The organism is Novosphingobium resinovorum, from assembly GCF_027922145.1.
GTDB lineage: Bacteria > Pseudomonadota > Alphaproteobacteria > Sphingomonadales > Sphingomonadaceae > Novosphingobium > Novosphingobium resinovorum.
This window is the reverse complement of record NZ_BSFC01000021.1, coordinates 235,970-259,204: the sequence shown is the minus strand read 5'-3', so window position 1 is coordinate 259,204 and position 23,235 is coordinate 235,970. Positions and strand designations below refer to the sequence as shown.

The 23,235-nt window shown below is 65.9% G+C and carries 23 protein-coding genes; 10 read left to right on the top strand and 13 right to left on the bottom strand.

Annotation, left to right across the window (positions count from 1 at the left end):
- Positions 1–20: 20 nt before the first annotated feature.
- The gene (locus PKE80_RS13605) at positions 21–941 is read right to left on the bottom strand and encodes an SDR family oxidoreductase (RefSeq protein WP_271182932.1); all 921 of its coding nucleotides are present in this window, start codon (positions 939–941) and stop codon (positions 21–23) included.
- A gap of 106 nt (positions 942–1,047) precedes the next feature.
- Entirely contained in the window at positions 1,048–1,734 is a 687-nt protein-coding gene (locus PKE80_RS13600) for a TetR/AcrR family transcriptional regulator (protein ID WP_271182931.1), read from the bottom strand.
- A gap of 272 nt (positions 1,735–2,006) precedes the next feature.
- On the opposite strand from PKE80_RS13600, the gene PKE80_RS13595 reads away from it, so the two are divergent.
- The 7 genes from PKE80_RS13595 (at position 2,007) to PKE80_RS13565 (ending at position 10,691) form a co-directional block, all read left to right on the top strand.
- Entirely contained in the window at positions 2,007–3,641 is a 1,635-nt protein-coding gene (locus PKE80_RS13595; RefSeq protein WP_271182930.1) for a class I adenylate-forming enzyme family protein, read from the top strand.
- Positions 3,642–3,771: 130 nt separating this feature from the next.
- On the top strand, positions 3,772–4,533 hold the full coding sequence (locus tag PKE80_RS13590; protein WP_271182929.1) for an SDR family NAD(P)-dependent oxidoreductase: 762 nt from the start codon (positions 3,772–3,774) through the stop codon (positions 4,531–4,533).
- Positions 4,533–5,897 (top strand): aromatic ring-hydroxylating oxygenase subunit alpha, encoded by a 1,365-nt coding sequence (locus PKE80_RS13585; protein WP_271182928.1) that lies wholly within the window; start codon positions 4,533–4,535, stop codon positions 5,895–5,897. The genes PKE80_RS13590 and PKE80_RS13585 overlap by 1 nt, the downstream gene beginning before the upstream one ends.
- Before the next feature lie 140 nt (positions 5,898–6,037).
- Positions 6,038–7,012, top strand: coding sequence for a thiamine pyrophosphate-dependent dehydrogenase E1 component subunit alpha (locus PKE80_RS13580; RefSeq protein ID WP_271182927.1), 975 nt, complete (start codon positions 6,038–6,040; stop codon positions 7,010–7,012).
- A gap of 10 nt (positions 7,013–7,022) precedes the next feature.
- The gene (locus tag PKE80_RS13575) at positions 7,023–8,033 is read left to right on the top strand and encodes an alpha-ketoacid dehydrogenase subunit beta (protein ID WP_271182926.1); all 1,011 of its coding nucleotides are present in this window, start codon (positions 7,023–7,025) and stop codon (positions 8,031–8,033) included.
- 11 nt (positions 8,034–8,044) lie between these two features.
- Positions 8,045–9,514: a dihydrolipoamide acetyltransferase family protein gene (locus PKE80_RS13570; RefSeq protein ID WP_271182925.1), complete on the top strand. Its 1,470-nt coding sequence runs from the start codon at positions 8,045–8,047 to the stop codon at positions 9,512–9,514.
- A gap of 13 nt (positions 9,515–9,527) precedes the next feature.
- Complete coding sequence (locus tag PKE80_RS13565) at positions 9,528–10,691, top strand: acyl-CoA dehydrogenase family protein (RefSeq protein ID WP_008830397.1); 1,164 nt, start codon at positions 9,528–9,530, stop codon at positions 10,689–10,691.
- Between the two features lie 131 nt (positions 10,692–10,822).
- Here the strand turns inward: PKE80_RS13565 and PKE80_RS13560 are convergent, their stop codons facing one another.
- The 6 genes from PKE80_RS13560 to PKE80_RS13535 all read right to left on the bottom strand — a co-directional run bounded on the left by PKE80_RS13560 (position 10,823) and on the right by PKE80_RS13535 (position 15,956).
- Complete coding sequence (locus tag PKE80_RS13560; RefSeq protein ID WP_271182924.1) at positions 10,823–11,323, bottom strand: MaoC/PaaZ C-terminal domain-containing protein; 501 nt, start codon at positions 11,321–11,323, stop codon at positions 10,823–10,825.
- The gene (locus tag PKE80_RS13555) at positions 11,320–12,231 is read right to left on the bottom strand and encodes an acyl-CoA thioesterase (protein ID WP_271182923.1); all 912 of its coding nucleotides are present in this window, start codon (positions 12,229–12,231) and stop codon (positions 11,320–11,322) included. Before PKE80_RS13555 ends, PKE80_RS13560 begins: the two co-directional genes overlap by 4 nt.
- A 215-nt stretch (positions 12,232–12,446) precedes the next feature.
- Positions 12,447–12,917 (bottom strand): VOC family protein, encoded by a 471-nt coding sequence (locus PKE80_RS13550; RefSeq protein WP_271182922.1) that lies wholly within the window; start codon positions 12,915–12,917, stop codon positions 12,447–12,449.
- Positions 12,914–13,720: an SDR family oxidoreductase gene (locus PKE80_RS13545; protein ID WP_271182921.1), complete on the bottom strand. Its 807-nt coding sequence runs from the start codon at positions 13,718–13,720 to the stop codon at positions 12,914–12,916. The genes PKE80_RS13550 and PKE80_RS13545 overlap by 4 nt, the downstream gene beginning before the upstream one ends.
- Before the next feature lie 54 nt (positions 13,721–13,774).
- Positions 13,775–15,001, bottom strand: coding sequence for an aromatic ring-hydroxylating oxygenase subunit alpha (locus PKE80_RS13540; protein WP_271182920.1), 1,227 nt, complete (start codon positions 14,999–15,001; stop codon positions 13,775–13,777).
- Positions 15,002–15,185: 184 nt separating this feature from the next.
- Positions 15,186–15,956: an enoyl-CoA hydratase/isomerase family protein gene (locus tag PKE80_RS13535; RefSeq protein WP_271182919.1), complete on the bottom strand. Its 771-nt coding sequence runs from the start codon at positions 15,954–15,956 to the stop codon at positions 15,186–15,188.
- 102 nt (positions 15,957–16,058) lie between these two features.
- On the opposite strand from PKE80_RS13535, the gene PKE80_RS13530 reads away from it, so the two are divergent.
- Together PKE80_RS13530 and PKE80_RS13525 are read left to right on the top strand one after the other, a co-directional pair.
- Positions 16,059–16,517, top strand: coding sequence for a VOC family protein (locus tag PKE80_RS13530; RefSeq protein WP_271182918.1), 459 nt, complete (start codon positions 16,059–16,061; stop codon positions 16,515–16,517).
- Entirely contained in the window at positions 16,514–17,884 is a 1,371-nt protein-coding gene (locus PKE80_RS13525) for a spinster family MFS transporter (protein ID WP_271182917.1), read from the top strand. The genes PKE80_RS13530 and PKE80_RS13525 overlap by 4 nt, the downstream gene beginning before the upstream one ends.
- Before the next feature lie 138 nt (positions 17,885–18,022).
- On the opposite strand, the gene PKE80_RS13520 is transcribed toward PKE80_RS13525, so the two are convergent.
- Genes PKE80_RS13520 through PKE80_RS13510 form a run of 3 tightly spaced genes read right to left on the bottom strand, consistent with a single transcriptional unit; the run spans position 18,023 to position 20,738 of the window.
- A complete protein-coding gene (locus PKE80_RS13520; RefSeq protein ID WP_271182916.1) occupies positions 18,023–19,174 on the bottom strand; it encodes an acetyl-CoA acetyltransferase in 1,152 nt (383 codons plus the stop codon).
- Positions 19,175–19,176: 2 nt separating this feature from the next.
- The gene (locus tag PKE80_RS13515) at positions 19,177–19,533 is read right to left on the bottom strand and encodes a Zn-ribbon domain-containing OB-fold protein (protein ID WP_271182915.1); all 357 of its coding nucleotides are present in this window, start codon (positions 19,531–19,533) and stop codon (positions 19,177–19,179) included.
- Positions 19,530–20,738: a CaiB/BaiF CoA transferase family protein gene (locus PKE80_RS13510; RefSeq protein WP_211151705.1), complete on the bottom strand. Its 1,209-nt coding sequence runs from the start codon at positions 20,736–20,738 to the stop codon at positions 19,530–19,532. Before PKE80_RS13510 ends, PKE80_RS13515 begins: the two co-directional genes overlap by 4 nt.
- A gap of 119 nt (positions 20,739–20,857) precedes the next feature.
- Between PKE80_RS13510 and PKE80_RS13505 the strand changes: the two genes are divergently transcribed.
- A complete protein-coding gene (locus tag PKE80_RS13505) occupies positions 20,858–21,592 on the top strand; it encodes a ThuA domain-containing protein (RefSeq protein WP_271182914.1) in 735 nt (244 codons plus the stop codon).
- Here PKE80_RS13505 and PKE80_RS13500 read toward each other — a convergent pair.
- The gene (locus PKE80_RS13500) at positions 21,580–22,200 is read right to left on the bottom strand and encodes a TetR/AcrR family transcriptional regulator (RefSeq protein ID WP_271182913.1); all 621 of its coding nucleotides are present in this window, start codon (positions 22,198–22,200) and stop codon (positions 21,580–21,582) included. The two genes, PKE80_RS13505 and PKE80_RS13500, sit on opposite strands and share 13 nt — an antisense overlap.
- Before the next feature lie 265 nt (positions 22,201–22,465).
- Positions 22,466–23,182, bottom strand: coding sequence for a TetR/AcrR family transcriptional regulator (locus PKE80_RS13495; protein WP_271182912.1), 717 nt, complete (start codon positions 23,180–23,182; stop codon positions 22,466–22,468).
- Between the last annotated feature and the right edge of the window lie 53 nt (positions 23,183–23,235).

The following is a 23,235-nucleotide window of genomic DNA, read 5'->3' as shown; positions in this document are numbered from 1 at the left end:
GACGGGAAGAGGGAGCAGGGCTACGCCGCCCCGTCCTCGCTGAAATATTCCGGCATTCCGGCAGGCCAGATCACGCCCCACTGGGCCTGCCCGCCGTCCATGATGATGAGGTCGCCATTGATGAACCGCGCCGCCGGGGAGGCCAGGTAGGCGATCGCCTCGGCCACGTCCCAGGCGTTGCCGCGCATCCGCATCGGGTTGGCCTTGTGGAAGCGCTTGAGCGCTTCTTCCGGGTACATGCGGAAGCCCTCGGTCTCGATTACGCCGGGGCCGATGCAGTTGACGCGGATGTTCCACTGCGACCACTCGGTGGCAAGCGTCTTGGAGAGGTAGATCACCCCCGCGCGCGCCGCGCAGGTGTGCGCCGCCTGCGGCATGCCGCGCTCGACGTTGGCGACGATGTTGACGATGTTGCCCGGCTTGCCGTCCTCGCGCCAGCGCTTGGCGGCTTCCTGCATCATCCACCAGGTCCCGTTGAGGTTGGTGTCGATCACCGCCAGCCAGCCCTTGCGGGTGAAGTCTATGGCGTCCTGTGGGAACTGCCCGCCCGCGTTGTTGACCAGCGTATCGAGCCCGCCGAAGTGGTCATGGACCGTGCCGATCAGCGCCTCGACGCCTTCGGGATCGCGGATGTTGGTCGATACGGCGAGGACTTCGCTGCCGACCTCCTCGCGCACGAGGTCCACGGTGGTCTGCAGCTTGTCCATATCGCGCCCGCAGATCGCGACGTTGGCGCCCAGCCTGGCCGCCAGGAACGCCGCCGCCTTGCCCATGCCGCTGCCCGCGCCCGTAATCAGTACCGTCTGCCCGGCGAGCATGTCGTCACGGTAGATCGTGGACTGCTGGCGCAGCGCCTCTTCGTCGAGGCCGCGCGCCGGACGGTCCGGGCCATCGTCTTCGGGGCGGAACACTTTCGCGGTGTAGTTGCTGGGCGCGTTCAAATCTCTTGTCCTCACGAATCGGGACAGAGGCCGACTTGCGCCGCGTTGATCCTCTGCCCGCCACCACGGTAGCGGCGGGCGATCAAAAAGACAAACAAGATTGTTTTTACGAGACGGCGGCACCCTTGTGCCACGGCATCAGCGCGCGGATCTGGTTCTCAAGATGGGTCAGCATGGCCGGCACCTTGGCCTTGTCCATGGCGCCGGTCTGCACCGCGATGGCCATGCCTTCGAGGATCGTCTGGGACAGGTTCATGGCCATGTCGAACTGGGCCGGAGCATCACGCCATTCGGGGAAGAGGGCATCGGCCTGCGCGTTGAAGCGTTCGCGAAATTCCTCCTGTAGCGGGAAGAGGATCGCGCCGAGGTCCTTGTCGGTGCGCGCCGCCACGGCAAGTTCGTGGAAGGCGATGAACGCGGGTTTCTGGACCTGTGCCCAGTAGACTTCCACCAGCGTGTCGACGTCGTGCTCCTCCGGCTTCTCGGCGGCGCGGCGGAAAGCGCGCAGGCGCTTTTCGTGCAGTTCGATGATCGTCGCCTTGATGAGCGCGGCGCCGTTCTCGAAGTGATGCATCATCGCCCCGCGAGACAGGCCCGCCTCCTCGGCCACGCGCGGCGTCGTGGTGTTGGCGTAGCCGTGCTTGACGAGGCAGCGCACCGTCGCCTCGATCAGCCGCGCGCGCGTCTGTGCCGCCTTGGTCGCCTGCAGGGTCGTGCCGCCATTCTTTGCGGGAGACGCCTTGGGAGCGGCAGGCTTTGCAGTGCGGGTGGTGCGCGTGCGCGAAAGGGCCATGTGATTCGCCTGGAAAATGCTGTCGGCAGTGATTGCGGATTCAATCCGCTTACGCTCTGGACCGCCCGTTAGGCAAGCACCCGAAGGCCCCGGATCGCGGCCATTCCTGCGGATATCGCCCCGCTGGCATCACCTTGCCACGCCTGTAAACAAAACAGACATGACTGATTGTCTTTTTCCCGCCGCTTGATAAGCTGGCGTCAAACACAATTCGCATGATCGGGTGCTTTGCCGCGCGATCTGATAAGAGCACAGGGCATGGGAGAGCGGGAATGGGCGATAGGCCGATCCTGACTATGGGCGAGATGGTGCGATCCTCGGCAGGCAAGTTCGGGGACCGCGATGCGATCGTGCTGCCGGACCGGCGGCGGACGTATACCGAACTGAACGAGGCGGCGCGCAGCTGGGCGCGGGCGTTCGTGGCGATGGGCGTGAAGCCCGGCGACAACGTCGGTCTGCTGCTGCCGACTTGCGTGGACTTCATCACCGCGTTCTACGGCATCACCATGACGGGCGCCGTCGCGGTGCCGGTCAACGCGCGGTATCAGGCTAGCGAACTGGGCTTCGTCGCCGCCGACGCCGATCTCGTGACGATCATCACCATCGGCAAAGTCGCCGACGGTCTCGATTTCAGCGCACGTCTCGAAGCGGCGCTGCCCTCGCTGACGCAGGCGGAGGACCCTTGGGCGCTTGCCTTGCCCGAGGCGCCCCGCCTGCGCAGCATCGTGTGCCTGGACGATCGGTGCGCGCCTTATCTCGTCTCCGCCCGCGCGGCGTTGGGGGCGGGGCTTGAGACGCCCGAGGCCGAAGTGGATGCGCGGATCGACGCCGTCTCGCCGCAGGACACGGCGATGATCCTCTATACTTCGGGCACGACGGCCAATCCCAAGGGCGCGATGATCAGCCACCGCGCGCAAGTGGCGAACAGCCGCAATCTCGGTGTACGCTACGAATGCACCGGCGAGGACAAGGTCTGGTCGCCGCTGCCGATCTTCCACATCGCCGGCATCCTGCCGATGACGATGATCCTCGACCTCGGCGGCGTCTACATGACGATCCCGCGCTTCGATGCCGGGGTAGGGCTGGCGATGCTGGGCAAGGAGGGCGCGACGATCGCCTATCCCAGCTTCGTCACGATCATGCAGGACCTCATCACCCACCCGACCTTCAAGGATACCGACCTGTCGAAGCTGCGGGTGATGAACTCCAACTTCGCGGTCCAGCCCGAATGGATCAAACTGGCGGTGGCCGAGGCCATGCCGCACACCATCCAGGTCGGCACGTACGGGCTGACGGAAGGCGCGGGCACCGTCTCCACCAGCCGTCTTTCCGACAGCTATGACGTGCGCACCGGCCGCTGCGGGGTGCCGCTCGACGAGTGGAAGGTCCGCATCGTCGATCCCGAAACCGGCGAGGATTGCGGGCCGGGCGAGCAGGGCGAGATCGTGCTGGGCGGCCCGAACATCCTCAAGGGCTACTACAACGCCCCCGAAAAGACCGCCGAGGCCATCCGGGGCGGCTGGTTCTTCTCCGGCGACATCGGCTCGATCGACGCGGACGGCAACGTCATGTTCCATGGCCGCACCAAGGACATGCTCAAGGTCGGCGGCGAGAACGTCGCGGCGGCGGAGATCGAGGCCATGCTGCAGACTCATCCGGCGGTGAAGCTGGCGCAGGTCGTCAGCCTGCCGGACGACCGCTACTCCGAAGTCCCTGCCGCCTTCGTCGAACTCGCCGAGGGCGAGAGCGCCAGCGAGCAGCAGTTGATCGACCACTGCAAGGGCCGCATCGCCAGCTTCAAGATTCCGCGTCATGTGCGCTTCGTCGCGGAGTGGCCGATGTCGACCTCCAAGATCCAGAAGTTCCGCCTGCGCGAAGGGCTGATCGCGGAGTTGCAGGCGGTTTGAAACCGAAAATAAAAAAGGCAGTCGTGACTGTCTTTTTTATTGCATCGTCCGGGGCGAGGGGCTTACAGTCCTCTCAAGACTTCAGGGCCGCACTCCGACTCCGCGGCCATACGGAACAAGGAAGAAGCGAATGGATCTGGGACTGGCGGGCAAGAAGGCGATCCTCGTCGGCGCGGCGCGCGGCATCGGCTACTCGGTGGCCGAAGTCCTGGCGCGCGAGGGCTGCGACATCGCGCTCACCGCGCGCAGCGAGGACAGCGTCAAGGACGCCGTCGCCAACCTCTCGAAGTACGGCACCAAAGTCGTCGGCAAGGCCGTCAACGCCAAGCAGCCCGAGGAATACAAGGCCTGGATCGACTGGGCGATCGAAGCGCTCGACGGCGTCGATATCCTCGTGCCGTTCACCTCGGCCGGCGGCGGTATGGGCAGCGAGAAGTACTGGTACAACGCCTTCGAGACCGACGTGATGGGCGTGGTCCGCGCGGTCGAGGGCGTGATCGAAAAGATGACCGAGCAGCAGCGCGGCGCGATCGTCCTGCTCGGCTCGACCTCGGTGGGCGAGGCGATGGGTGGCCCGCAGGCCTATAACGCGATGAAGGCCAGCCTCATCACCTGGGGCAAGCAGCTGGCGCTGTGGCACGGCAAGAACGGCATCCGCGTCAACGTCGTCTCCCCTGGTCCGATCGAGTTCGAGGGCGGCAACTGGGACATGATCAAGGGCACGATGGAGAAGTTCTACGCTTCCCAGCTTCGCCAGCAGCCTTCGGGCCGCCTCGGCCGACCGGAGGAAGTGGCCAAGGCCATCGCCTTCCTCGCCAGCGACGCGGCCAGCTGGTGCAACGGGTCGCACCTCGTCGTCGACGGGGGCTTCACCAACAGGACGCACTTCTGATGAAACCGCATGTCATGGGCTGGGACCGGGCGTCGATGGACGTCAAGCGCGTCGTCGACGTGTTTCGCGTCGATCCCGAGTCCGTGGGCAACGGCACCCCGACGGAGCGTGCGCCCGATCCGGAGTTGGGCACCGACATAATCCCGGCCGCGCGCTATTACTCGCCCGAATTCATGAAGCTGGAGTGGGAGCGCGTCTGGACCAAGGTGTGGCTGCTGGGCGGCCGCTCCGACGATCTTAAGGAACCGGGCGACTACATCTGCACCGATATCGGCAAGGAATCCGTGCTGATCGTCCGGCAGGCGGATGGCTCGATCCGCACCTTCCCGAACCTGTGCCTCCATCGCGGCAACCGCCTGCGTCCCGAGGGGCGCGGCAATGCCGAGAAGTTCCAGTGCATGTACCATCACTGGACTTACGGCCTCGACGGCAAGCTCGAGCATATCCCGGACTTGTGCACCTTCGTGCAAGGCGGCCCGGACGGCATGAAGCTGACGCCGCTGCCCTGCATCGAGTGGAACAGCTTCGTATGGTTCTCGCTCGATCCGAACGTCGAGCCGTTCGACGACTTCATCGATCCGCTGAAGCGCCACCTCGAACCGTATCATCCCGAGCGGATGGCATGGACGCGCGACATCACCGTCGAGTGGGACTGCAACTGGAAAACCTCGGTCGACGCCTTCAGCGAGACTTATCACGTCCAGGGCATCCACCCGCAGCTCAAGTGGTATCTCGACGACGTCAACGTCCAGATCGACTGCTACGGCAAGCACAACCGCTACCTGATTCCCTTCGCGGCGATATCCCCGCGCGTGGCGATGCCGAGCCAGATTCCGCCCGCGATCCACGAGATCATGGTGCATGCGGGGATGGACCCGGCAGAATACGAAGGCCGCGTCTCCGACATCCGCCGCGACGTGCAACTGTTCAAGCGCGAGCACGGCGCGGCGCAGGGCAAGGACTATTCGGAACTCAATGACGAGCAACTGACCGACGACTACCACTACACGATCTTCCCGAACGTGTCGGTGAACGTCCACGCGGACGACGTCATGCTGTTCCGTCAGCGCCCGCACGCTACGGATCCGAACAAGATGTACTACGACATCTGGATGTTCGGCCTCGTCCCCGAGGGCGAGGAATGGCCGGAGCGGGTCCGCCATCAGCGCTTCAAACACGGCGACAAGACCATCGGTCAGGTGCTCGATCAGGATGCCTTCAACCTGCCGACGGTGCAGACGGGCATGCAGTCGGACTTCTTCCCCGGCCTGCACATCGGCGATCAGGAACTGCGCATCCGTCACTTCCACAAGGTGCTGGACGACTACATCTACACGCACGGGAAGGGGCCGGATGACTTGTGACAAGGACGTCGTCCCGGACTTGATCCGGGACCGCTGGCCGAGCGTCACCCAACCCTCGGCAGGGCGCGCCTAAAGACAGCCACCGGTCCCGGATCAAGTCCGGGACGACGATTTAAGAACACCAACGGGAGAAGCGGGCGATGCAACTGAACCGCGACGAACTGCTGGGCGCCTATCGCCGGATGAAGACCATCCGCGAATTCGAGGAACGCCTGCACGAAGAGATCAAGACCGGCGAGATCGGCGGCTTCACGCACCTCTACGCCGGGCAGGAAGCGGTTGCCGTGGGCATCTGCGATCAGCTGACCGTGGACGACAAGATCGTCTCCACCCATCGTGGCCATGGCCACTGCATCGCCAAGGGCTGCGACGTGAAGGGCATGATGAAGGAGATCTACGGCCGCGCCGGAGGTCTCTGCAAGGGCCGCGCGGGCTCGATGCACATCGCAGACCTCGAAGTGGGCATGCTCGGCGCGAACGGCATCGTCGGCGGCGGTGCACCGCAGGCGGTGGGCGCCGCGATCGCTGCGCGCATCGACGGCAAAGGCAGGGTGGGCGTGACTTTCTCCGGCGACGGCGCCTGCAATCAGGGCACCACCTTCGAGGCGATGAACCTCGCCGTCGTGACCAAGGTTCCGGCGATCTTCGTCTTCGAGAACAACCACTATTCCGAGCACACCGGCGATGCCTACGCCGTGGGCACCAGCAAGGACATCGCCAGCCGCGCCGAAGGCTTCGGGATGAAGGCGTGGCGCGCCAATGGCTGCGACTTCTTCGAGACGTATGCAGCCTTCACCGAGCTGCTCGAATATGTCCGTGCCGGCAATGGCCCGGCCGCGATCGAGCTGGATACCGAGCGTTACTACGGCCACTTCGAAGGCGATCCGCAGCGCTATCGCGGCAAGGGCGAACTCGATCGCATTCGCGCCGAGCGGGACTGCCTCAAGGCCTTCCGCGCCCGCGTCACCGGCGCCGCGCTGCTGACCGACGCCGATCTCGATGCGGTGGACGCCGAAGTGCTCGCCCTGATCGAGGAGGCCGTGGCCGAGGCGCGTGCCGACGAGCAGCCCGATCCCGCCACCGTCGCCGACGACGTCTACGTTGAATACTACTGAGGAACCGCAGATGGCCATCATGAACATCCGCGAGGCGATCGTCTCGACGCTGCACGCGGAAATGGAACGCGATTCCGACATCATCCTGCTGGGCGAGGACGTGGTCGGCGGCAATGGTACCGCCGGCGGCCCCGAGGCGATCGGCGGCATCTGGGGCACCAGCCCCGGACTGTGGAAGAAGTTCGGTCCCGAGCGCGTGATCGACACCCCCATCAGCGAAAGCGCCATCATCGGCGCGGCGGCGGGCGCGGCGCTTTCGGGCAAGCGGCCGGTGGCCGAACTGATGTTCGCGGACTTCGTGGGCGTCAGCCTCGACCAGATCTGGAACCAGATGGCCAAGTTCCGCTACATGTTCGGCGGCAAGACCAAGTGCCCCGCCGTGGTGCGGCTGGTCTACGGCGCGGGCATGCAGACGGCGGCGCAGCACAGCCAGTCGGTCTACGCGATGCTGACGGCGATGCCCGGCCTGAAAGTGGTGCTGCCCACCACCCCGGCCGACGCCAAGGGCCTGCTGACCGAGGCCCTGCGCGGGGACGACCCGGTGATGTTCTTCGAACATAAGACGCTTTACGGCGTGAAGGGCGAAGTGCCCGAGGGCGACCACCGCCAGCGCTTCGGCGAAGCGCGCGTGGTGCGCGAGGGCGGCGATGTCACCGTGGTCGCTTGCGGGCGCATGGTGAACTTTTCCGAAAAAGCGGCGGATGCAGTGGCGAAGGACGGCATCGGCATCGACCTGCTCGACTTGCGCACCACCAGTCCGCTCGACGAGGACGCCATCCTGGAATCGGTGGAGCAGACCGGCCGTCTGGTCGTAGTGGACGAAAGCCCGCCGCGCTGCAGCCTCGCCGCCGACATCGCCGCGATGGTGACCGAGCGCGCCTTCACCAGCCTCAAGGCCCCGCCCGCGATGGTGACCGCGCCGCACAGCCCGATCCCCTTCGCCCGCAATCTGGAGCGCGCCTGGGTGCCCTCGCCGCAGAAGATCGAGGAAGCGGTCCGCCGCGTCCTCGCCTTCCGCTGAGGGGAGGGCACATGGCCAAACTCACTCCCTTCACGATGCCCAAGTGGGGCATCGAAATGGCGGAAGGCACGATCGCCGACTGGATGGTGGCCGAAAACGCCCCGTTCGAGCGCGGCGCCGTGCTCACGCTTGTCGAGACCGACAAGATCACCAACGAGATCGAAGCGGAAAAGGACGGCCGCTTCGTGCGCATCCTCGCCGAAGCCGGGCAGACCTACCCGGTCGGCGCGCTGCTGGCGGTGCTGAGCGATGGCGGCGAAGCCAGCGCGGCCGAGATCGACGCGGTGATCGCGGCGTTCACGCCCTCCGAGAGCGGCTTCGGCCCGGACGGAGACGATGCGCCTGCTGCACCTGCCGTGCAACCGGAAAGGCCCGCTACGCCCGCCGCGCCGTCGGTGCCCGAGGGCCTTGCCATCAGCCCCGCTGCGCTGGCGGAGGCGCAGCGCCTTGGCGTCGATTTGGCCACCGTCACCGGCACGGGCAGGGGTGGTCGCATCTTCGCGCAGGACGTGCATCAAGCTGCGCGGCCCGAGGCGCAGCCGCAGCTTGTCGGCGTCTTCGCGGCGACGCCGGACAGCCCGGTGCTCTCCACTCCTGTCGCCCGCCGTCTCGGCGCGCTGCACGGGTTGGACCTCGCCACGATCAAGGGCTCCGGCGCGCGCGGCAAAGTGCGGCGTGACGACGTGCTGGCGATCGTCCAGCAGGCCGCCCCGACACCCGCGCCCCCTCCGGCGCCCCCTCCGGCGCCCCCTCCGGCGCCCGCCAGCGCGGCCCCGGCCCCCGTCGCGGCAGCGCCCGCACCGCGTCCGGCATCGGGCAATGTCGATGTCATGCCAATGTCCTCGATGCGCCGGACCATCGCGCGCAGGCTCACTGAGGCCAAGCAGCAGATCCCGCACTTCTACGTACGTCGCCGCGTCCGTGCGGACCGGCTGCTGGCGCTGCGAGCCTCGCTCGGCCCGGACAAGCCCAGCGTCAACGACTTCATCGTCAAGGCCTGCGCGCTGGCGCTGATGGAAGTGCCCGCCGTCAACGTGCAGGTCCACGGCAACGACATCCACCGCTTCGGCTCGGCCGATGTTGCGGTGGCGGTGGCGACCGACAAGGGCCTCGTCACCCCGATCGTCTTCGGGGCCGACGATCTCTCCGTGGCCGAGATCGGGAGTGTGATGAAGGGCCTCGCCCAGCGCGCCCGCAGCGGCAAGCTCAAGCCGGAGGAATTCACCGGCGGCAGTTTTTCGCTCTCCAACCTCGGCGGGTTCGGGGTCGAACAGTTCGACGCCATCATCAACCCGCCGCAGGGCGCGATCCTGGCGGTCGGCACTGCCCGGCCCGAGCCCATCGACGACGACGGCGCGATCCGCATCGTGCCGGTGCTCCACCTTTCGCTCTCGTGCGACCACCGCGCGATCGACGGGGCCGACGGTGGCCGCTTCATGGCCGCGCTCGCGAACCTCATCGAACAGCCCCATTTGCTCTGACGGAAAAGAAACGATGAACTTCAAGCTGACCGAAGACCAGCTCCAACTGCAGGAAGCTGCCCGCACCTTCGCCCGCGCCGAGCTGCCCGCCATCGCTGCCGAGCTGGAGCGCGACAACAAGCCGCCGAGCCGCGCGCTGGTCAAGCGCTATGCCGAGATGGGCTTCCTGGGCATCAACGTGTCGAGCGATCTCGGTGGCCTCGGCCTCGGCAACATCGAGGCGCTGATCGTGCTGGAGGAATTCGGCAAGATTTCCTCGGCGGTCGGCTTTCCGATCTTCGAAAGCTCGGTCGGACCGGTGCGCGCGATCGAGCACTTTGCGTCCGACACGCTGAAGAAGCGCGTGGTTCCCGCCGTCTGCTCGGGTGACATGGTGGTGGCGGTCTCCATGTCCGAACCGGACGCGGGCAGCGCGCTGACCGACCTCAAGACCAAGGGCGTGGTAAAGGGCGACAAGCTGATCATCAACGGCACCAAGCGCTGGTGCTCGGGCGGCGGGCATTCCGACGCCTATGTCGTCTACTGCCGTCTCTCGGACGATCCGGGCGCCAAGGGCATCGGCGCGGTGCTGGTGGAGAAGGACGCGCCCGGCATCTCCTTCGGTCCGAACGAGGAACTGATGGGCTTTCGCGGCGTGCCGTCGTCGGACATCAACTTCGACGACTGCGAAGTGCCGCTGGACAACGTGATCGTGCAGGCCGGCGGCGGCTTCAAGAAGCTGATGGAAGCCTTCGACCTCGAACGCTGCGGCAATGCCACGATGTCGCTGGCGCAGGCCTCGGGCGCGCTGGAGGACGTCAGCGTCTACGTTCAGGAGCGCAAGCAGTTCGGCAAGCCCATCGCCGAATTCCAGGCGGTGCAGATCAAGCTGGCCGAGATGCAGATGAAGATCGAGGCCGCCCGCCTGCTGATCTGGCGCGCCGCCTCTCTGGCCGAGGATGGCCTGCCGTCGGTGCTGCACAGTTCCACCGGCAAGTGCTTCGCCAACACCATCGCGCGCGAGGTGACGGGCGATGCGATGCAGCTGATGGGGGCTTACGGCTACTCCAAGGAGTTCCCGATGGAGCGCCGCCTGCGGGACTCGTGGGGTTGGGGCATCGCGGGCGGGGCGATCGATATCCAGAAGGTCAACATCGCCGGGGCCATGCTCGGGCGGCGGTTCGATCAGCGGCGGTAGGTGGCGGAGGGGGCTTCGACAAGCTCAGCCTGAGCGGGACCTGAAAAACTGCTCTCCACACCGCTCAGGCTGAGCTTGTCGAAGCCCCCTCGGTTACAGAGCCATGAGGGGGTGGCCCGGCACCCGCGCTTCTAGCGCGCGGTGCCGGCCATCCGCTCCCGTGCGCCGCGCGTGTAGACCAGGTTGATGCTCGTGAACGTCACCGCCTCGGTCCCGTCTTCCAGCACAACGGCATAGCGCGTCATCGCCGTGCCGCGATCGGTGCGGGTCTTCGAGGGTTCGAGGCTCACGATCTCGCTGGTGACGTGGATCGTGTCCCCGGCGCGGATCGCGCGTTTCAGGCGCAGTTCGTCCCAGCCCACGCCGCAGACCCAGTCGATGTCCCAGTTGATCTCATGATCCATCTGCCGCCACAGTGCTAGGACGTGGATGCCGCTCGCCACCACTTCGCCGAAGACAGACTGCGCGGCGCTTTCCGGGTCGGTGTGGAACCACTGCGGATCGTACTTGCGCGCGAACTCCAGGATTTCATCCTGCGTCACCGTGCGCGGCGAGGAGCGGCGGAACTCGCCGAGTTCCAGATCCTCGAACGTGCGGTACGGTTTTGCGGGAGTGAACGGCTCGGAAGTCACAGCTTTCCTTCGCGTTTCTGATCCAGCATCCGCGCGAGGCCCTGCTGGCTGACGGTGGCGACGAGGGTGCCGTCGCGGCGGAAGATGTTGCCCCGGCCGAGCGCCAGCGCATCGGTCGCGGCGGGACTGTCCATCGCGTAGAGCATCCATTCGTCCACGCGAAAATCGTCATGAAACCAGATCGCGTGGTCGAGGCTGCTGCTCTGCAGGAAGTCGTTGGCCCAGCCGATGCCCAGCGGGCCGAGTGCGGTGTGGAAGATATGCAGGTCCGTCGCATAGGCGAGCAGGCGCTGCTGCACATCCAGCGGACCGTCCACAGTGCCGTTGAAGCGGAACCAGAAGTCGCGCGCCGCCGGGCGCACCTCGCGCTCGTCGAAGGGGAACAGGCCGATCGGGCGCCAGTCCACCTGCTGGCGGCGGCGCCAGAACGGGCGGTGGCGTTCGGGGAGGCGATCGCCGTAGGCCGCCACCAGTTCGGCCAGGCTGGTGAGGCCCTCGGGCGGGGGCACGTCGGGCATCGGGAAGCCGTGGCGGCCCGAGGGTTCGGGCGCCTTGAACGAGGCCATCAGGTTGATGATCGGCGCGCCGTCCTGGGTCATGCGCACGGTGCGGTTGGAAAAGCTGCGTCCGTCGCTTTCGCGGGTGACGGCGAAGTCCACCGGCCGGTCGATGAGGCCGGGCTGGAGGAAGTAGGCGTGCAGGCTGTGCGCCGCCTTGTCCTGCGGCACCGTCAGCCGCGCGGCGGCGAGGCATTGCGACAGCGCCATGCCGCCGTAGAGCCGCAGCAGCCCGCTGGGGACCGGGGCGACACGGAAGCTGTCGGGGCCGGTTTCCTCGAAGGCGTAGGCGAGGCGGCGTTCGAGTTCGGGATCGTCGATATAGGGGTTGGTGTCAGGCAAGCAGTCCATCCAGTTTCGTCATCCCGGACTTGCTCCGGGACCGTGGGCCGTGTGACGCGGGGGGCTTCGACAAGCTCAGCCTGACCCTTCGACAAGCTGAGGGTGAGCGGGGTTAAGTGTAAACCTCCCAATTCCGCTCAGGCTGAGCTTGTCGAAGCCCCAGCCGTCAGCACTGACCTAAAGACCGCCTACGGCCCCGGAGCAAGTCCGGGATGACGCAGCGATCATGCCACGGCCAGCTTATCGAAGGCGAACCCGCAGTCCGGATCGACGATCTGAAGGAGTTCCACGACGTTTCCGTCGCAGTCCCGGCCATACGTCGCGCGCGTCGCCGCAGAGCCGCCGGGCGGGCAGTTGAACTTCATGCCCAGGCCGAGAAGACGTTCGTACTCGGCGAAGACATCGTCGCAATAGAGGCACAAGTGCGTGATGCCCCGGTCGCACATGCGGGGGTGGACTACTTCCGGGTCGTTGCTGGCATACTCGAAGACCTCGATATGCAGATTACCCAGCCGGATCATCTCGTAGCGGGCGCTGCTGTCTTTCAAGCCGACCATCGTGTCTATGCGGTCGTTGCCGGGCTGCCAGCCGCCTTCCTTGCCGGCGCGTTCGAAGCCGAACCAGCGCTGGTAGTGATCGACGAACCGTTCGAGGTCCGGCGTCGAGATGGCAAGATGATGGACGCCCCGGATCAAGCGGCTTGTCCCACTGCGGATTTGGCGGCTTTTACGGCGGAGACGATCTCGGCGTTGGTGGGATTACGACGCAGGGTGAGGCCGCCGTTCACTTGCAGGACCTGCCCGCTCATGAAGCAGGCATCCCCTGCGAGCCACGAAACGGCCTCGGCGATGTCCTCGCTCGTGCCGACGCGGCCGAGCGGATACTCTTTCGTAAATGTATCGATTATTGCATTGTTTTTCGATGCTTTCTCGGTCATCGGCGTGACCGTGAAGCCAGGCGCGATCGAGTTGGCGCGGATGCCGCGATGGCCGAATTCGTTGGCGATGCAGCGGATCACGTGGTCGGCGCCGGCCTTGGTGCCCATGTAGGCGGCGTGGTCCTCCAGCATGATCGATGCCGTGGCGGACGAAATCTGGATCAGCGATCCGCCGTCGCGCATGACCCGCAACATGGCCTGGTAGAACAGGATCGCGCCGGTGAACTGCAGCGCCGTCATCTGCTCGATCTCGGCCTTCGTGGTGTCGAGAAAGGGCTTGAGCAGGCCCCAGCCGGTGGCGTTCACGGCAATGTCGACCCCGCCGTAGGTGGCCTTGGCGGTGTCGCCCAGCCGGGCAAGGCTGGCCTCGTCGGTAAGGTCACATCCGGTAACTGCCAGCCCGCCGATCTCGGTAGCCAGGCGCTCCAGTTCCTCCGCCCTGCGGCCCGCGACGATGACTGTCGCGCCGTCGGCGGCAAGGCGGCGTGCGATGACCTGCGCCATGTTGTCCCGGTTCGCCGCGCCAACGACGACGGCAATCTTTCCGGCCAGATCTGCCATGTTCGTTCTCCCGCAATCTTGTTTTCTCGGCCCCCTGTGGGGCTCGGGGCAAAGTCAGTCCCTCTGTACCCAGTCGCCCAGCACCTGCTCGACGCGTGCGTGCTGCGGCACCTGGTTGAGGCCGATGCGGCGGTCCAGTTCCTCGTGCCAGTGATAGATGCGGCGCTCCTGATAGTTGAGCGGCATGCCCTTGAAACCCGGACTTTCAAGCGATTCCTGGATCTGGGGCGCGTACTGCAGGTCCTCGTAAAGAATGCGCTCCCAGTTGTTCAGGCGCGTGGGCCAGAGCGGGTGCGGATTCTCGGGATCGTGGTCGGGCGCGAGCCAACTGGAGACGACGCGGGTGCGCCTGGTCCCGATCGGCCAGAACTGCAGGATCGGGATGCCTGTGGGCGCGGGCGGCATTATGAAGTTGGGATAGATCTGGTAGCTGACGTTGTTCTTCGCCGGGAATTCCGTGATCGATGCGATCTCGGGCATGCCTATGGTGCCGGGATCTACCCAGTCCGGACGGCGGTTCGGCGTCGCCATGCGGCTGTGACCGCCCGGCCAGAGCGTGACGATCATCGCGCGGTGATCGAGGAAGCGGTCCACGGTGTTGATATGGATCGACTTGAGGTGATAAACCTCAAGAAAAGCGTCGAGCAAGACCTTGGCATTGCAGTCAACTTCGTAGCTGCGGCTGTCGACGAGGCGAAGCTTTTCAAGCTCGAACTGTTCGAGCTGTTCGGCCATCGGGCCGATGTGCTCCATCAACGGCTGTGCATCGGGATCGCGGTTGATGAAGATCAGCGACCCCAACAGCTCGCAACGTACCTGCACCAGCGAACGGCATGACATGTCGAGATCGACGAAGTCGCGCTTGTCGCGCACCGCCGTCAGCTTGCCGTCGAGCGTGTAGCTCCAGCCATGATAGCCGCACACAAAGCCGCGCCCTTCACCCGCTTCCTCGGTGACGAGGGGGGCACCGCGATGCTGGCAAGTGTTGTAGAACGCCTTGACCTCACCTGTCAGGTTGCGCGCGACGATTATCGGCACGCCCGAATTGCGGGTCAGGAACCAGGAGCCGGGATTGGGCACCTGATCAGTGTGGCCGGCGTAAAGCCACGCCCGGTCCCACATCATCTCCTTTTCGAGGCGGAGGAATTCGGCGTCGGTGTAGCGGGTGCCGGGAATGTCGGGGAGTTTGGGAAACCCCTCGGGCGGCCCCTTGCGATCCCGCTCGTAGTCCATGCGCGCGAAATCGTTCTCGGGTGTTTGATCTGTGACCAGATCGAGCATCGGCCTTCTCTCCCTTGCCTTGAACCGCGACGCCCTGAACTGTGACTGTCGCCGGGTCGGCCCAACCGAATCAAAAACAGACATGAATGTTTGATTCTGTCGATGTGATGCTTGCGATCCTACCTCCCGCACGATAAAACAGTCAACAGTGATTGTAATTTTGCCATCTCGACAATCGGGCGCTTCAGTCCTGACCGAATTCCGCGACGCGTTTCTGCGCGTAAGCGGCGATGCCTTCGTGGCTGTCGGCACTGGCGAGGGTCGCCTTGCCCCAGGCGTTACCGACTGCCAGCGCCTGCGCGATATCCATCCCGGTGGAGAGTTCGTAGAGTTCACGCCCGTTGTTGATCGCCTGCCAGCTGTTCGCCAGCATGGCCTGCGTAACTTCCAGCGCGCGGCTCAGCAGGCCGTCGCCGGGAACCACTTCGGTGACGACGCCCAGTTCGTAGAGCCGCCGCGCCGGCAGCAGTTCGCCGGTCATGATCATAGCCAGTGCCGTGGCGCGGGGGACCTGCGCGGCGAGACGCTGGATGCCGCCGGCGAAGGCGAAGAGGCCGCGCTTCACCTCGCTCACGCCCATCAGTGCGTGTTCGGCGGCGAAGACCATGTCGCAGGCCATCATGATCTCGAACCCGCCGGCCACCGCCGTGCCGTTGATCGCGGCGATGAGGGGCTTGGAACGGCGGCGTTCGGTGATGCCGCCGAAACCCCGGCCCGGGATCAGGCCATGCCCGGCGCCGATGCGCTCCGCTTCCTTCAGGTCCATGCCGGCGCAGAAGGCGCGGTTGCCGGCGCCCGTCACGATCATCGCCCCCACAGCCGGATCGGCTTCCGCGGCCGAGATTGCTTCGTCCATCGCGTGGGATGTGGCCGCGTCGAGCGCGTTACGCGCATCCTCGCGGTCGATCGTCAGCAGGCACACGGCGCCACGGCGTTCCACGATCAGGCCAGTCATTGTGCTATTCTCCCGAAGTTATCTGCCGTCTTCGGATGGCGAGAACCGTTTCTCGAATCACGACAGCGTATAAGCTGATCGATAATATGGGATGAGGATAAATTGAAAGCTTTTGAAAAGCTCCATCATCATGGATTGATAGTCGATGATATTCATCAATCCATGGATAAATTGAGAAATGGACTTGGTGTCGAATGGGCACCAATTCGAAAATTCGATCCTATTCGCGTATGGCTGCCTGATCTCGGTTGGTCCGAAGCACATCTAACCGTCACGTATTCGCGGCAGGGGCCGATCCACGTCGAACTGATCCAGATGGTCCCCGGCGGCGCTTACGAGGCGCTGCGTGCCGTTTCCGCCGCCCATGTCGGCGCCTGGGTGGACGACGTCGGCTCGGAAGTGGAAGCGTTGCTGGCCGAAGGCTGGCGGGTCATCGCAGCGGGCGCGTCTCCCAAGCATCGCTACGGCCAGATGGCCTACATGGCGCGTGGTGACGGTCCGGTGCTGGAACTGGTTGGCGAGCCGATCCGGCCGATGATCGAAGACTGGATCCGGTCATGAACGGGAGCGTGAGCGGGGCGGCTGTCGCTCTCGCCGAGCCGGAAGAGCAGGCTACGCCGCTTCCGGAAGATACCGAGCCTGCGCCCACTGCGGCGGCGTGGTACCTGATCTTCGTGCTGACCCTGACCTATACCGCCAGTTTCGTGGACCGCCAGGTGCTGAACCTGCTGGTGGCGCCGCTGAAGACAGACTTCGGACTGTCCGACACGCGCCTCAGTCTGTTGCAGGGAGTGGCGTTCACCGCCGCTTATATCCTGTTCAGCCCGCTGTTCGGCAGGCTGGCCGACACCGGCAGTCGCAAGCGCATCCTGATCGGCGGCTCGATATTATGGAGTCTGGGCACCAGCCTCTGTGGCCTCGCGCGCGGGTACTGGCAGTTGTTTTTCGCCCGTGCGGCAGTGGGCGGTGCGGAGGCGAGCGTCACGCCCGCCGCATGGTCGATCATCGCCGACAGCTTTCCCACGAGGATGATCCCGCGCGCATTCAGCATCTTCCTGATGGGACCCTACATCGGCGGCGGGCTGGCGCTGATCTTCGGTGGGCTGCTGCTGGAGGCGGCGCAGGGCTGGGATCTGAGCGCGGTGCCCTATCTGGGAGCGCTGCGCCCGTGGCAGGTCGTGTTCCTCGTCGCGGGCATCCCCGGCGTCCTGATCGCGCTGATGATGCTGCGCATTCGCGAGCCCGTGCGCAAGCTGGCGCCTCGGGATTCGGCGCAGATGCCGTTTGCGCAAGTTTGGCGCACCTTTACCGATCGCCGGGACTTCTACGGCAATTTCTATGCCGGCATGGCCTCGCTGGTGATCGTGCTGTACGCCTTCCCGGCGTGGATGCCCGCGATGCTGATGCGCCGTTTCGGGGCGAGTGCGGCCACGGTGGGCGTGCAGTACGGCGTGGCAGTGCTCGTCACCGGTTCGATCGGCGTGCTGGCAGGGCCGATGGTTGCCGACTGGCTGCGGCGGCGGGGCCACCATGACGCGCTGATGCGGGTGCCGTTCTTCGCCGCGCTGGCGCTGATCCCGATCTCGCTGGCGCTGGCGTTCGCGCCCAGTTACGAATTCGCGATGGTGGTGGCGACGCTCGCCAGCTTCACCTATTCGCTCCCGCAGGCGCTGGCGTCTTCGGGCCTGCAGATGGCGACGCCGAACCGGATGCGGGGGATTTCCTCGTCGGTCTACGTCTTCGTGGCGAGCGTCATGGGGCTTGGCGCCGCGCCGACGATCGTGGCGCTGCTGACCGACCATGTCTTCGCCGACGAGCGCAGTGTGGGGCTTTCGCTCTCGGTGACGTGCGCGGCGGCGGCGGGGGTTTCGGCGTTCTTCGTGGGCCGCGCGCTCAAGGGCTATCGGCGGGTGCTGGCGCTGCAGTGAAGACGCGTCGTCCCGGACTTGATCCGGGACCGCTGGCAATTCTTGAGGCGAATGCTGGCCGTGAGACGTCCTGACGCGAGGTGGGCTGTTCACGGCCAGCGGTCCCGGATCAAGTCCGGGACGACGGCGCATTCCGACTTACAAGGTAGCCACACTCCCCAGCACCACCGTCGCCTGGCTGGACAGGGTGCCGCCGTTGCCGTGCGCCAGCGCGACATCCACGCCGGACAGCTGGTTCGCCGCCTCGCCCCGGATCTGGCGCGCGGCCTCGATCACCGCGAAGAGGCCGTACATCCCCGGGTGGCAGCACGAGAGGCCGCCGCCGTTGGTGTTCACCGGCAGACTGCCGCCCGGTGCGATGGCGCCGCTGCTCACGAAGCGGCCGCCTTCGCCCTTGGCGCAGAAACCGAGGTCCTCGAGGAACAGGATCGTGTTGATCGTGAACGCGTCGTAGAGCTGCGCGGTGCGGATGTCGGAGGGAGAGACTCCCGCCATCGCCATCGCCCGCGCGCCGGACTCCCTGGCGGCGGTGACGGTCACGTCCTTGGCCTGCGCGATCGAATTCCACCACGTCGCAGCAGCCGCGCCCAGCAGCGGCACGGCGGGTTTCGCAAGGTCGCGGGCGCGGGGCGTGCGTGTCATCACGATCGCCGCCGCGCCGTCGGTGACGAGGCAGCAGTCGCGCACCGAGATCGGGGTGCTGATCATGCGGGCGGCAAGGCACTCCTCCAGCGACAGCGGGCCTTTGGCGAAAGCCTCGGGGTTGGTCTGCGCCCAGGCCCTTGCGGCCAGCGCCACGGCGGCGAGGTCTTCGCGGGTGGTGCCATATTCGTGCATGTGACGCGCAGCCGCCAGCGCATAGCCGGTCAGCGGGAATATGGGCGCGTAAGGCGCATCCCACTGATTATTGGTGATCTTCGTCGCCAGCTTGCCGCCGTTGCTGCGCTGGTTGGAGCCGTAGGCGATCAGCGCGCAGTCGATATAGCCCGCCTCCAGCATCATCGCCGCCACCGCCATGTGGCTCATGAAGGCCGAGCCGCCGGTGCGGTTGTTGTCGGTATAGCGCGGCTGCAGGCCGAGGTATTCGGCGAAGGAGAGCCCTGCGAAGAAGTCGTCCGGCTGGCAGATGAACAGGGCATCGACGTCAGCCAGCGTCAACCCGGCATCGGCGACGGCGAGGAGGGCGGCCTGCGCGGTCAGTTCCATCGAACTGTATCCGGGCGTCTCGCCGATGCCGAAGGTGGCGAGGCCCGCGATGGCGGTGCGGGCGCGAGGGAAGGTGTCGGTCATCGTCAGTCCTCCACCGGCCGAAACAGCAGCAGCGGTGCATCCCCGTCGTGATCGACGAACGCTTCCACACGCATCCCGATGGCCAGCGTTTCGGGCGTCACGCCCTCCACCCGGCTCATCAGCCGCGCGCCTTCGTCGAGGTCTATCAGCGCGACGTGATAGGGCTCGGCGGGCGGCTTCCGGTTGATCCACGAGAGCGTGTAGACCCGGCCGCGCCCGGATGCCTCGAACCATTCGAGCGGCCCGCCGCTGCCCGGTGCGGCGAGGCGCGGGGGGAACACCGCGCTGCCATCCTCCGCGCGCTGGAGCAGCAGGCGACCTTCCGCCAGCGCCGTGCGCCAATGGGTTTCGGGGCTCATGCCGCCGTCCTTACCGCGCCCCGCGCTTGGAGATCGGCGATCTCCTCGGCCGAGAAACCCGCTTCGCGCAGGACGTCGAGGCTTTCGCCGCCCAGCGCTGGGCCGGGATCGCCGATGGCGCCGGGGGTTTCGGAGAAAGTCGTCGGGATGCCGGGGAAGCGCAGGGTGCCCTCGGGCGTTTCGCGCTCCTGCCAGAAGCCGGTTTCGACCAGATGCGGATCGTCGAGCAGGTCGGTCAGGCTCTTGATCGCGGTGGCGGGGATGTGGGCCTGACGGAACAGCTCCACCCATTCCTCGGTCGTTCGCGTCTCGATCACTTCGGCCACCTTCGCCAGCACGGTGCCGATGTTCTGCGTGCGCGATCGCATCGAGGCGAACATGGCGTCCTGCGACCACTCCGGGTTGCCCAGCGCATCGAAGAAGGCGCGCCAGTGCTTATCGTTGTAGATCATCACGCCGATGTAGCCGTCCGCCGTGCGGTAGGGGCGCCGCGCTTCCGAGGTGGCGCGGGGGTATTCGGGCGGCCCCTGGGGCGGCACGAAGAGCGAGCCGCACAAATGCTCGACCATGGCGAAGGACACCAGCGTCTCGAACATCGGGACCTCGATCTCCTGCCCGATCCCGGTCTTCTCGCGCGCATAGAGCGCTGCGATCACCGAGTAGGCGCCGGTGAGGCCCGCCACCTTGTCGGCGATCACCGTCGCGGCATAAGTCGGCTCGCCGCCCGAGAGGCGCGCCTGCAGGTCGACGATGCCCGAGGCGGCCTGCACGATGTCGTCGTAGGCGGGATAGTCGCGGTACGGGCCGCTCCGCGCGAATCCGTAGAGGTTGGCGTAGATGATCTTCGGGTTCACGGCCTTCAGCGCCGCATAGTCCAGCCCGAGCCGCCCGATCGCGCTGGAACGCATCGAGTGGATGAACACGTCGGCGCTTTCCGCCATCTTCAGCAGCGCGGCGCGCGCCTCGCCCTGCTTGAGGTCGAGCACGATCGAGCGCTTGCCGCGATTGACGTTGAGGAACATCGCCCCGCGCGAGGCGTCCGGCCCCGGCGGGATGAAGCGTGTGGTGTCGCCCGAGGGGCTCTCCACCTTGATCACGTCCGCGCCCAGATCGGCGAAGATCTGCGTCGCATAAGGCCCCATCAGCACGCTGGTGAGATCGAGCACCCTGACACCTGCGAGGGGGCCTTTGCCCTTACCGCTCATTCGTATTCTCCGATGATGAAGCGACCGCGCTGCGGCCTGAATTTCGATGCTTGGACGCAGGCGTGGCGAGCCTTACGCTCGGGCGCATACACGCACACACGTGAGGGGAGTTTGCCGGAATGAAGGTCCACCTGATCGCCGCGGGGAAGTTCCACGACATCGATTATGCCCGCCTCGAATTGCTCAAACTGCTGGCGGAAACACCGCGCATCCGCGCCTCCGTGGCCTCCGATTACGCCGATCTGGCGAGCCTTGCGGCGGCGGACCTGCTGATCACTTACACCTGCGATCTGGTGCCGACGCGCGGCGAGGAAGTCGCCGCGCTGGAGGCGTTCCTGGCGCGCGGCGGGCGCTGGCTGGCGCTGCACGGGACCAACGCGGTGCTGCGCTTCGGCGCGGACGGCGTGGTCGATACCCCGGACGAGGTGCCCGCCTTCACCGGCCTGCTCGGCACGCGTTTCGCCGGCCATCCGCCGATCGCGCCGTTCAAGGTCTTCGTCACCCGGGGCGATCACGAGATGACGCAAGGGCTGCGCGACTTCCGGGTCGAGGACGAGCTTTACCTGACGCACCGCACCGCAGACATCGACGTGCTGCTGCACACCAGCTTCACCGGTCGCTGCGACGAGTTCCGCGATGCCGACTGGGACGAGGCGGAAGTGCCCGTGCTCTACGAGCGCAAGGTCGGCGAGGGTGCGATCCTCTACTTGACGCTCGGCCATTGCCGGGGTCACTACGACCTGCTGCCGGTAAGCCCGTTCTGGCCCCATCCGCAGCGCTGTGCGTGGAATTACCCGGTGTTCCACGAACTGCTGCGGCGGGGCATTCGCTGGGGTCTCGCTCATGCCGCCTGATCCTGCGGCCTGAGGGCGTGGAGCTGGGTTTCGAGCGCTTCGAGCACCGGCTCCACCAGCCCGGCGTCCATGGCGCCCGTCAGCAGGTTGATCGCCATGCCTTCCATCGTCGCTTGCGAGATCGCCATGGCCAGCGCGAACTTCTCCGGGCTTGCCTGCCATTCGGGATAGAGCTGGACGGCGAGTTGGTTGAACCGCTCGCGGAACTCCACCTGCAGCGGCATCAGCACGGCGGCGAGGTCGGGACTGGTACGTGCCGCCACCGCCAGTTCGTGGAAGGCGATGAAGGCGGGCTTCTGGATCTGCTTCCAGTACGTGCGCACCATCGCTCTGTGATCCAGCGCACTGCGCTCCGCGGCGCGGCGAAAGGCGCGCAGGCGGCGCTCGTGCAGGTGCATGATGGTCGCCTTGATGAGCGATACGCCGTTGTCGAAGTGGTGCAGCATCGCGCCGCGTGACAGCCCGGCCTCGATCGCCACCTGCGGCGTCGTGGTGCGCGAATAGCCGCTGCGGACGAGCACCCGGATCGTCGCGTCGATCAGCCGCGCGCGGGTCTGGGCGCTCTTGAGCGCCTGCATCGTCGGTTCGTCCGCGCCGGGTCGTCTCACTGGATCGCGCTCTCCCACGCCGTGCGGGCCGGTGGGTTCCGGCCTCGCCAACCTGATCGGTAGCGCAATCCGGTCGATAAAAAAAGACATTCATGAACGTCTTTTATAATTATGCTGCGGCGAATCGAACGGAGATCAAAGCGGATGTGCAGGCGCGATGGCCATTCTCCCCCGTTCGTCATTGCGAGCGTAGCGAAGCAATCCAGGGCGGCTTATCCTGCCCTGGATTGCTTCGCTACGCTCGCAATGACGAAGGGTGGGAGAATTAGCTGCCCGGCCTCCCTCGCAGCGCCGCTTCCATCCGGTCGATCAGCGCCGACAGCCGCTCCGTTTCCGACGGTCCGCGCGGTTCGCCCGGCTCGGACAGCACGCCGCAGAGCAGCACGTCGACATACCGCTTCGCCTCCGCGTCGATGTCGAGCGGGCGGCCGATGAAGCTGGTGCGCATGGCGACGTGCTCCAGCCCGCCGAACATCATGTCGCGGATCATCACCGGATCGACGTCGGCGCGGACTTTGCCCTCGTGCTGCGCCTGCTGCACCGCCTCGACCACGCTATGCGCGAAGACGTGGTTGAGCTTGTGCAGCGCCGACCCGCGATAGTCCGCCCAGCGCAGTTCCTGGTAGAACACGCGGTGGAAGCGCGGCGTCTCCTCGATCGAGCGCATGAAGCGCGCGGCGATCAGCGTCAGCTGCGAACGCAGGTCGGTGATGTGCCGCAGCTCTGCGATCAGGCGCTCGACGAAAGGCGTCGCCCAGTCGACCAGCACCTGGTTCACCAGTTCCTGCTTGCTGTCGTAGTATTTGTAGACCGTAGCCTCGGACACGCCCGCCAGCTTGGCGATCCGCGCCATCGAGGTGGCCGTGGTGCCTTCCTCCTCGATCAGCCGGCGCGCGGCGGCGAGGATTTCCTGCGGGCGATAGTCCTTGCGCCGCCGCCAGGCGAGGGGTTCGGCCTCCGTGGTCTTCACCGGGTTCGCCATGATAATTGAACCATCCTCATTACTGGCCTCGATTGCGGTTGACTCCGGCGAAG

Excerpts from the sequence above, each read along its gene's own strand:
- PKE80_RS13540 (WP_271182920.1), bottom strand. The coding sequence starts at position 15,001 with ATGCTCGATCTGGTCACAGATCAAACACCCGAGAACGATTTCGCGCGC.
- PKE80_RS13545 (WP_271182921.1), bottom strand. The coding sequence starts at position 13,720 with ATGGCAGATCTGGCCGGAAAGATTGCCGTCGTCGTTGGCGCGGCGAAC.
- PKE80_RS13535 (WP_271182919.1), bottom strand. The coding sequence starts at position 15,956 with ATGACTGGCCTGATCGTGGAACGCCGTGGCGCCGTGTGCCTGCTGACG.
- PKE80_RS13590 (WP_271182929.1), top strand. The coding sequence starts at position 3,772 with ATGGATCTGGGACTGGCGGGCAAGAAGGCGATCCTCGTCGGCGCGGCG.
- PKE80_RS13595 (WP_271182930.1), top strand. The coding sequence starts at position 2,007 with ATGGGCGATAGGCCGATCCTGACTATGGGCGAGATGGTGCGATCCTCG.
- PKE80_RS13580 (WP_271182927.1), top strand. The coding sequence starts at position 6,038 with ATGCAACTGAACCGCGACGAACTGCTGGGCGCCTATCGCCGGATGAAG.
- PKE80_RS13570 (WP_271182925.1), top strand. The coding sequence starts at position 8,045 with ATGGCCAAACTCACTCCCTTCACGATGCCCAAGTGGGGCATCGAAATG.
- PKE80_RS13520 (WP_271182916.1), bottom strand. The coding sequence starts at position 19,174 with ATGACCGACACCTTCCCTCGCGCCCGCACCGCCATCGCGGGCCTCGCC.
- PKE80_RS13585 (WP_271182928.1), top strand. The coding sequence starts at position 4,533 with ATGAAACCGCATGTCATGGGCTGGGACCGGGCGTCGATGGACGTCAAG.
- PKE80_RS13495 (WP_271182912.1), bottom strand. The coding sequence starts at position 23,182 with ATGGCGAACCCGGTGAAGACCACGGAGGCCGAACCCCTCGCCTGGCGG.
- PKE80_RS13505 (WP_271182914.1), top strand. The coding sequence starts at position 20,858 with ATGAAGGTCCACCTGATCGCCGCGGGGAAGTTCCACGACATCGATTAT.
- PKE80_RS13525 (WP_271182917.1), top strand. The coding sequence starts at position 16,514 with ATGAACGGGAGCGTGAGCGGGGCGGCTGTCGCTCTCGCCGAGCCGGAA.
- PKE80_RS13510 (WP_211151705.1), bottom strand. The coding sequence starts at position 20,738 with ATGAGCGGTAAGGGCAAAGGCCCCCTCGCAGGTGTCAGGGTGCTCGAT.
- PKE80_RS13515 (WP_271182915.1), bottom strand. The coding sequence starts at position 19,533 with ATGAGCCCCGAAACCCATTGGCGCACGGCGCTGGCGGAAGGTCGCCTG.
- PKE80_RS13565 (WP_008830397.1), top strand. The coding sequence starts at position 9,528 with ATGAACTTCAAGCTGACCGAAGACCAGCTCCAACTGCAGGAAGCTGCC.
- PKE80_RS13600 (WP_271182931.1), bottom strand. The coding sequence starts at position 1,734 with ATGGCCCTTTCGCGCACGCGCACCACCCGCACTGCAAAGCCTGCCGCT.
- PKE80_RS13575 (WP_271182926.1), top strand. The coding sequence starts at position 7,023 with ATGGCCATCATGAACATCCGCGAGGCGATCGTCTCGACGCTGCACGCG.
- PKE80_RS13555 (WP_271182923.1), bottom strand. The coding sequence starts at position 12,231 with ATGGACTGCTTGCCTGACACCAACCCCTATATCGACGATCCCGAACTC.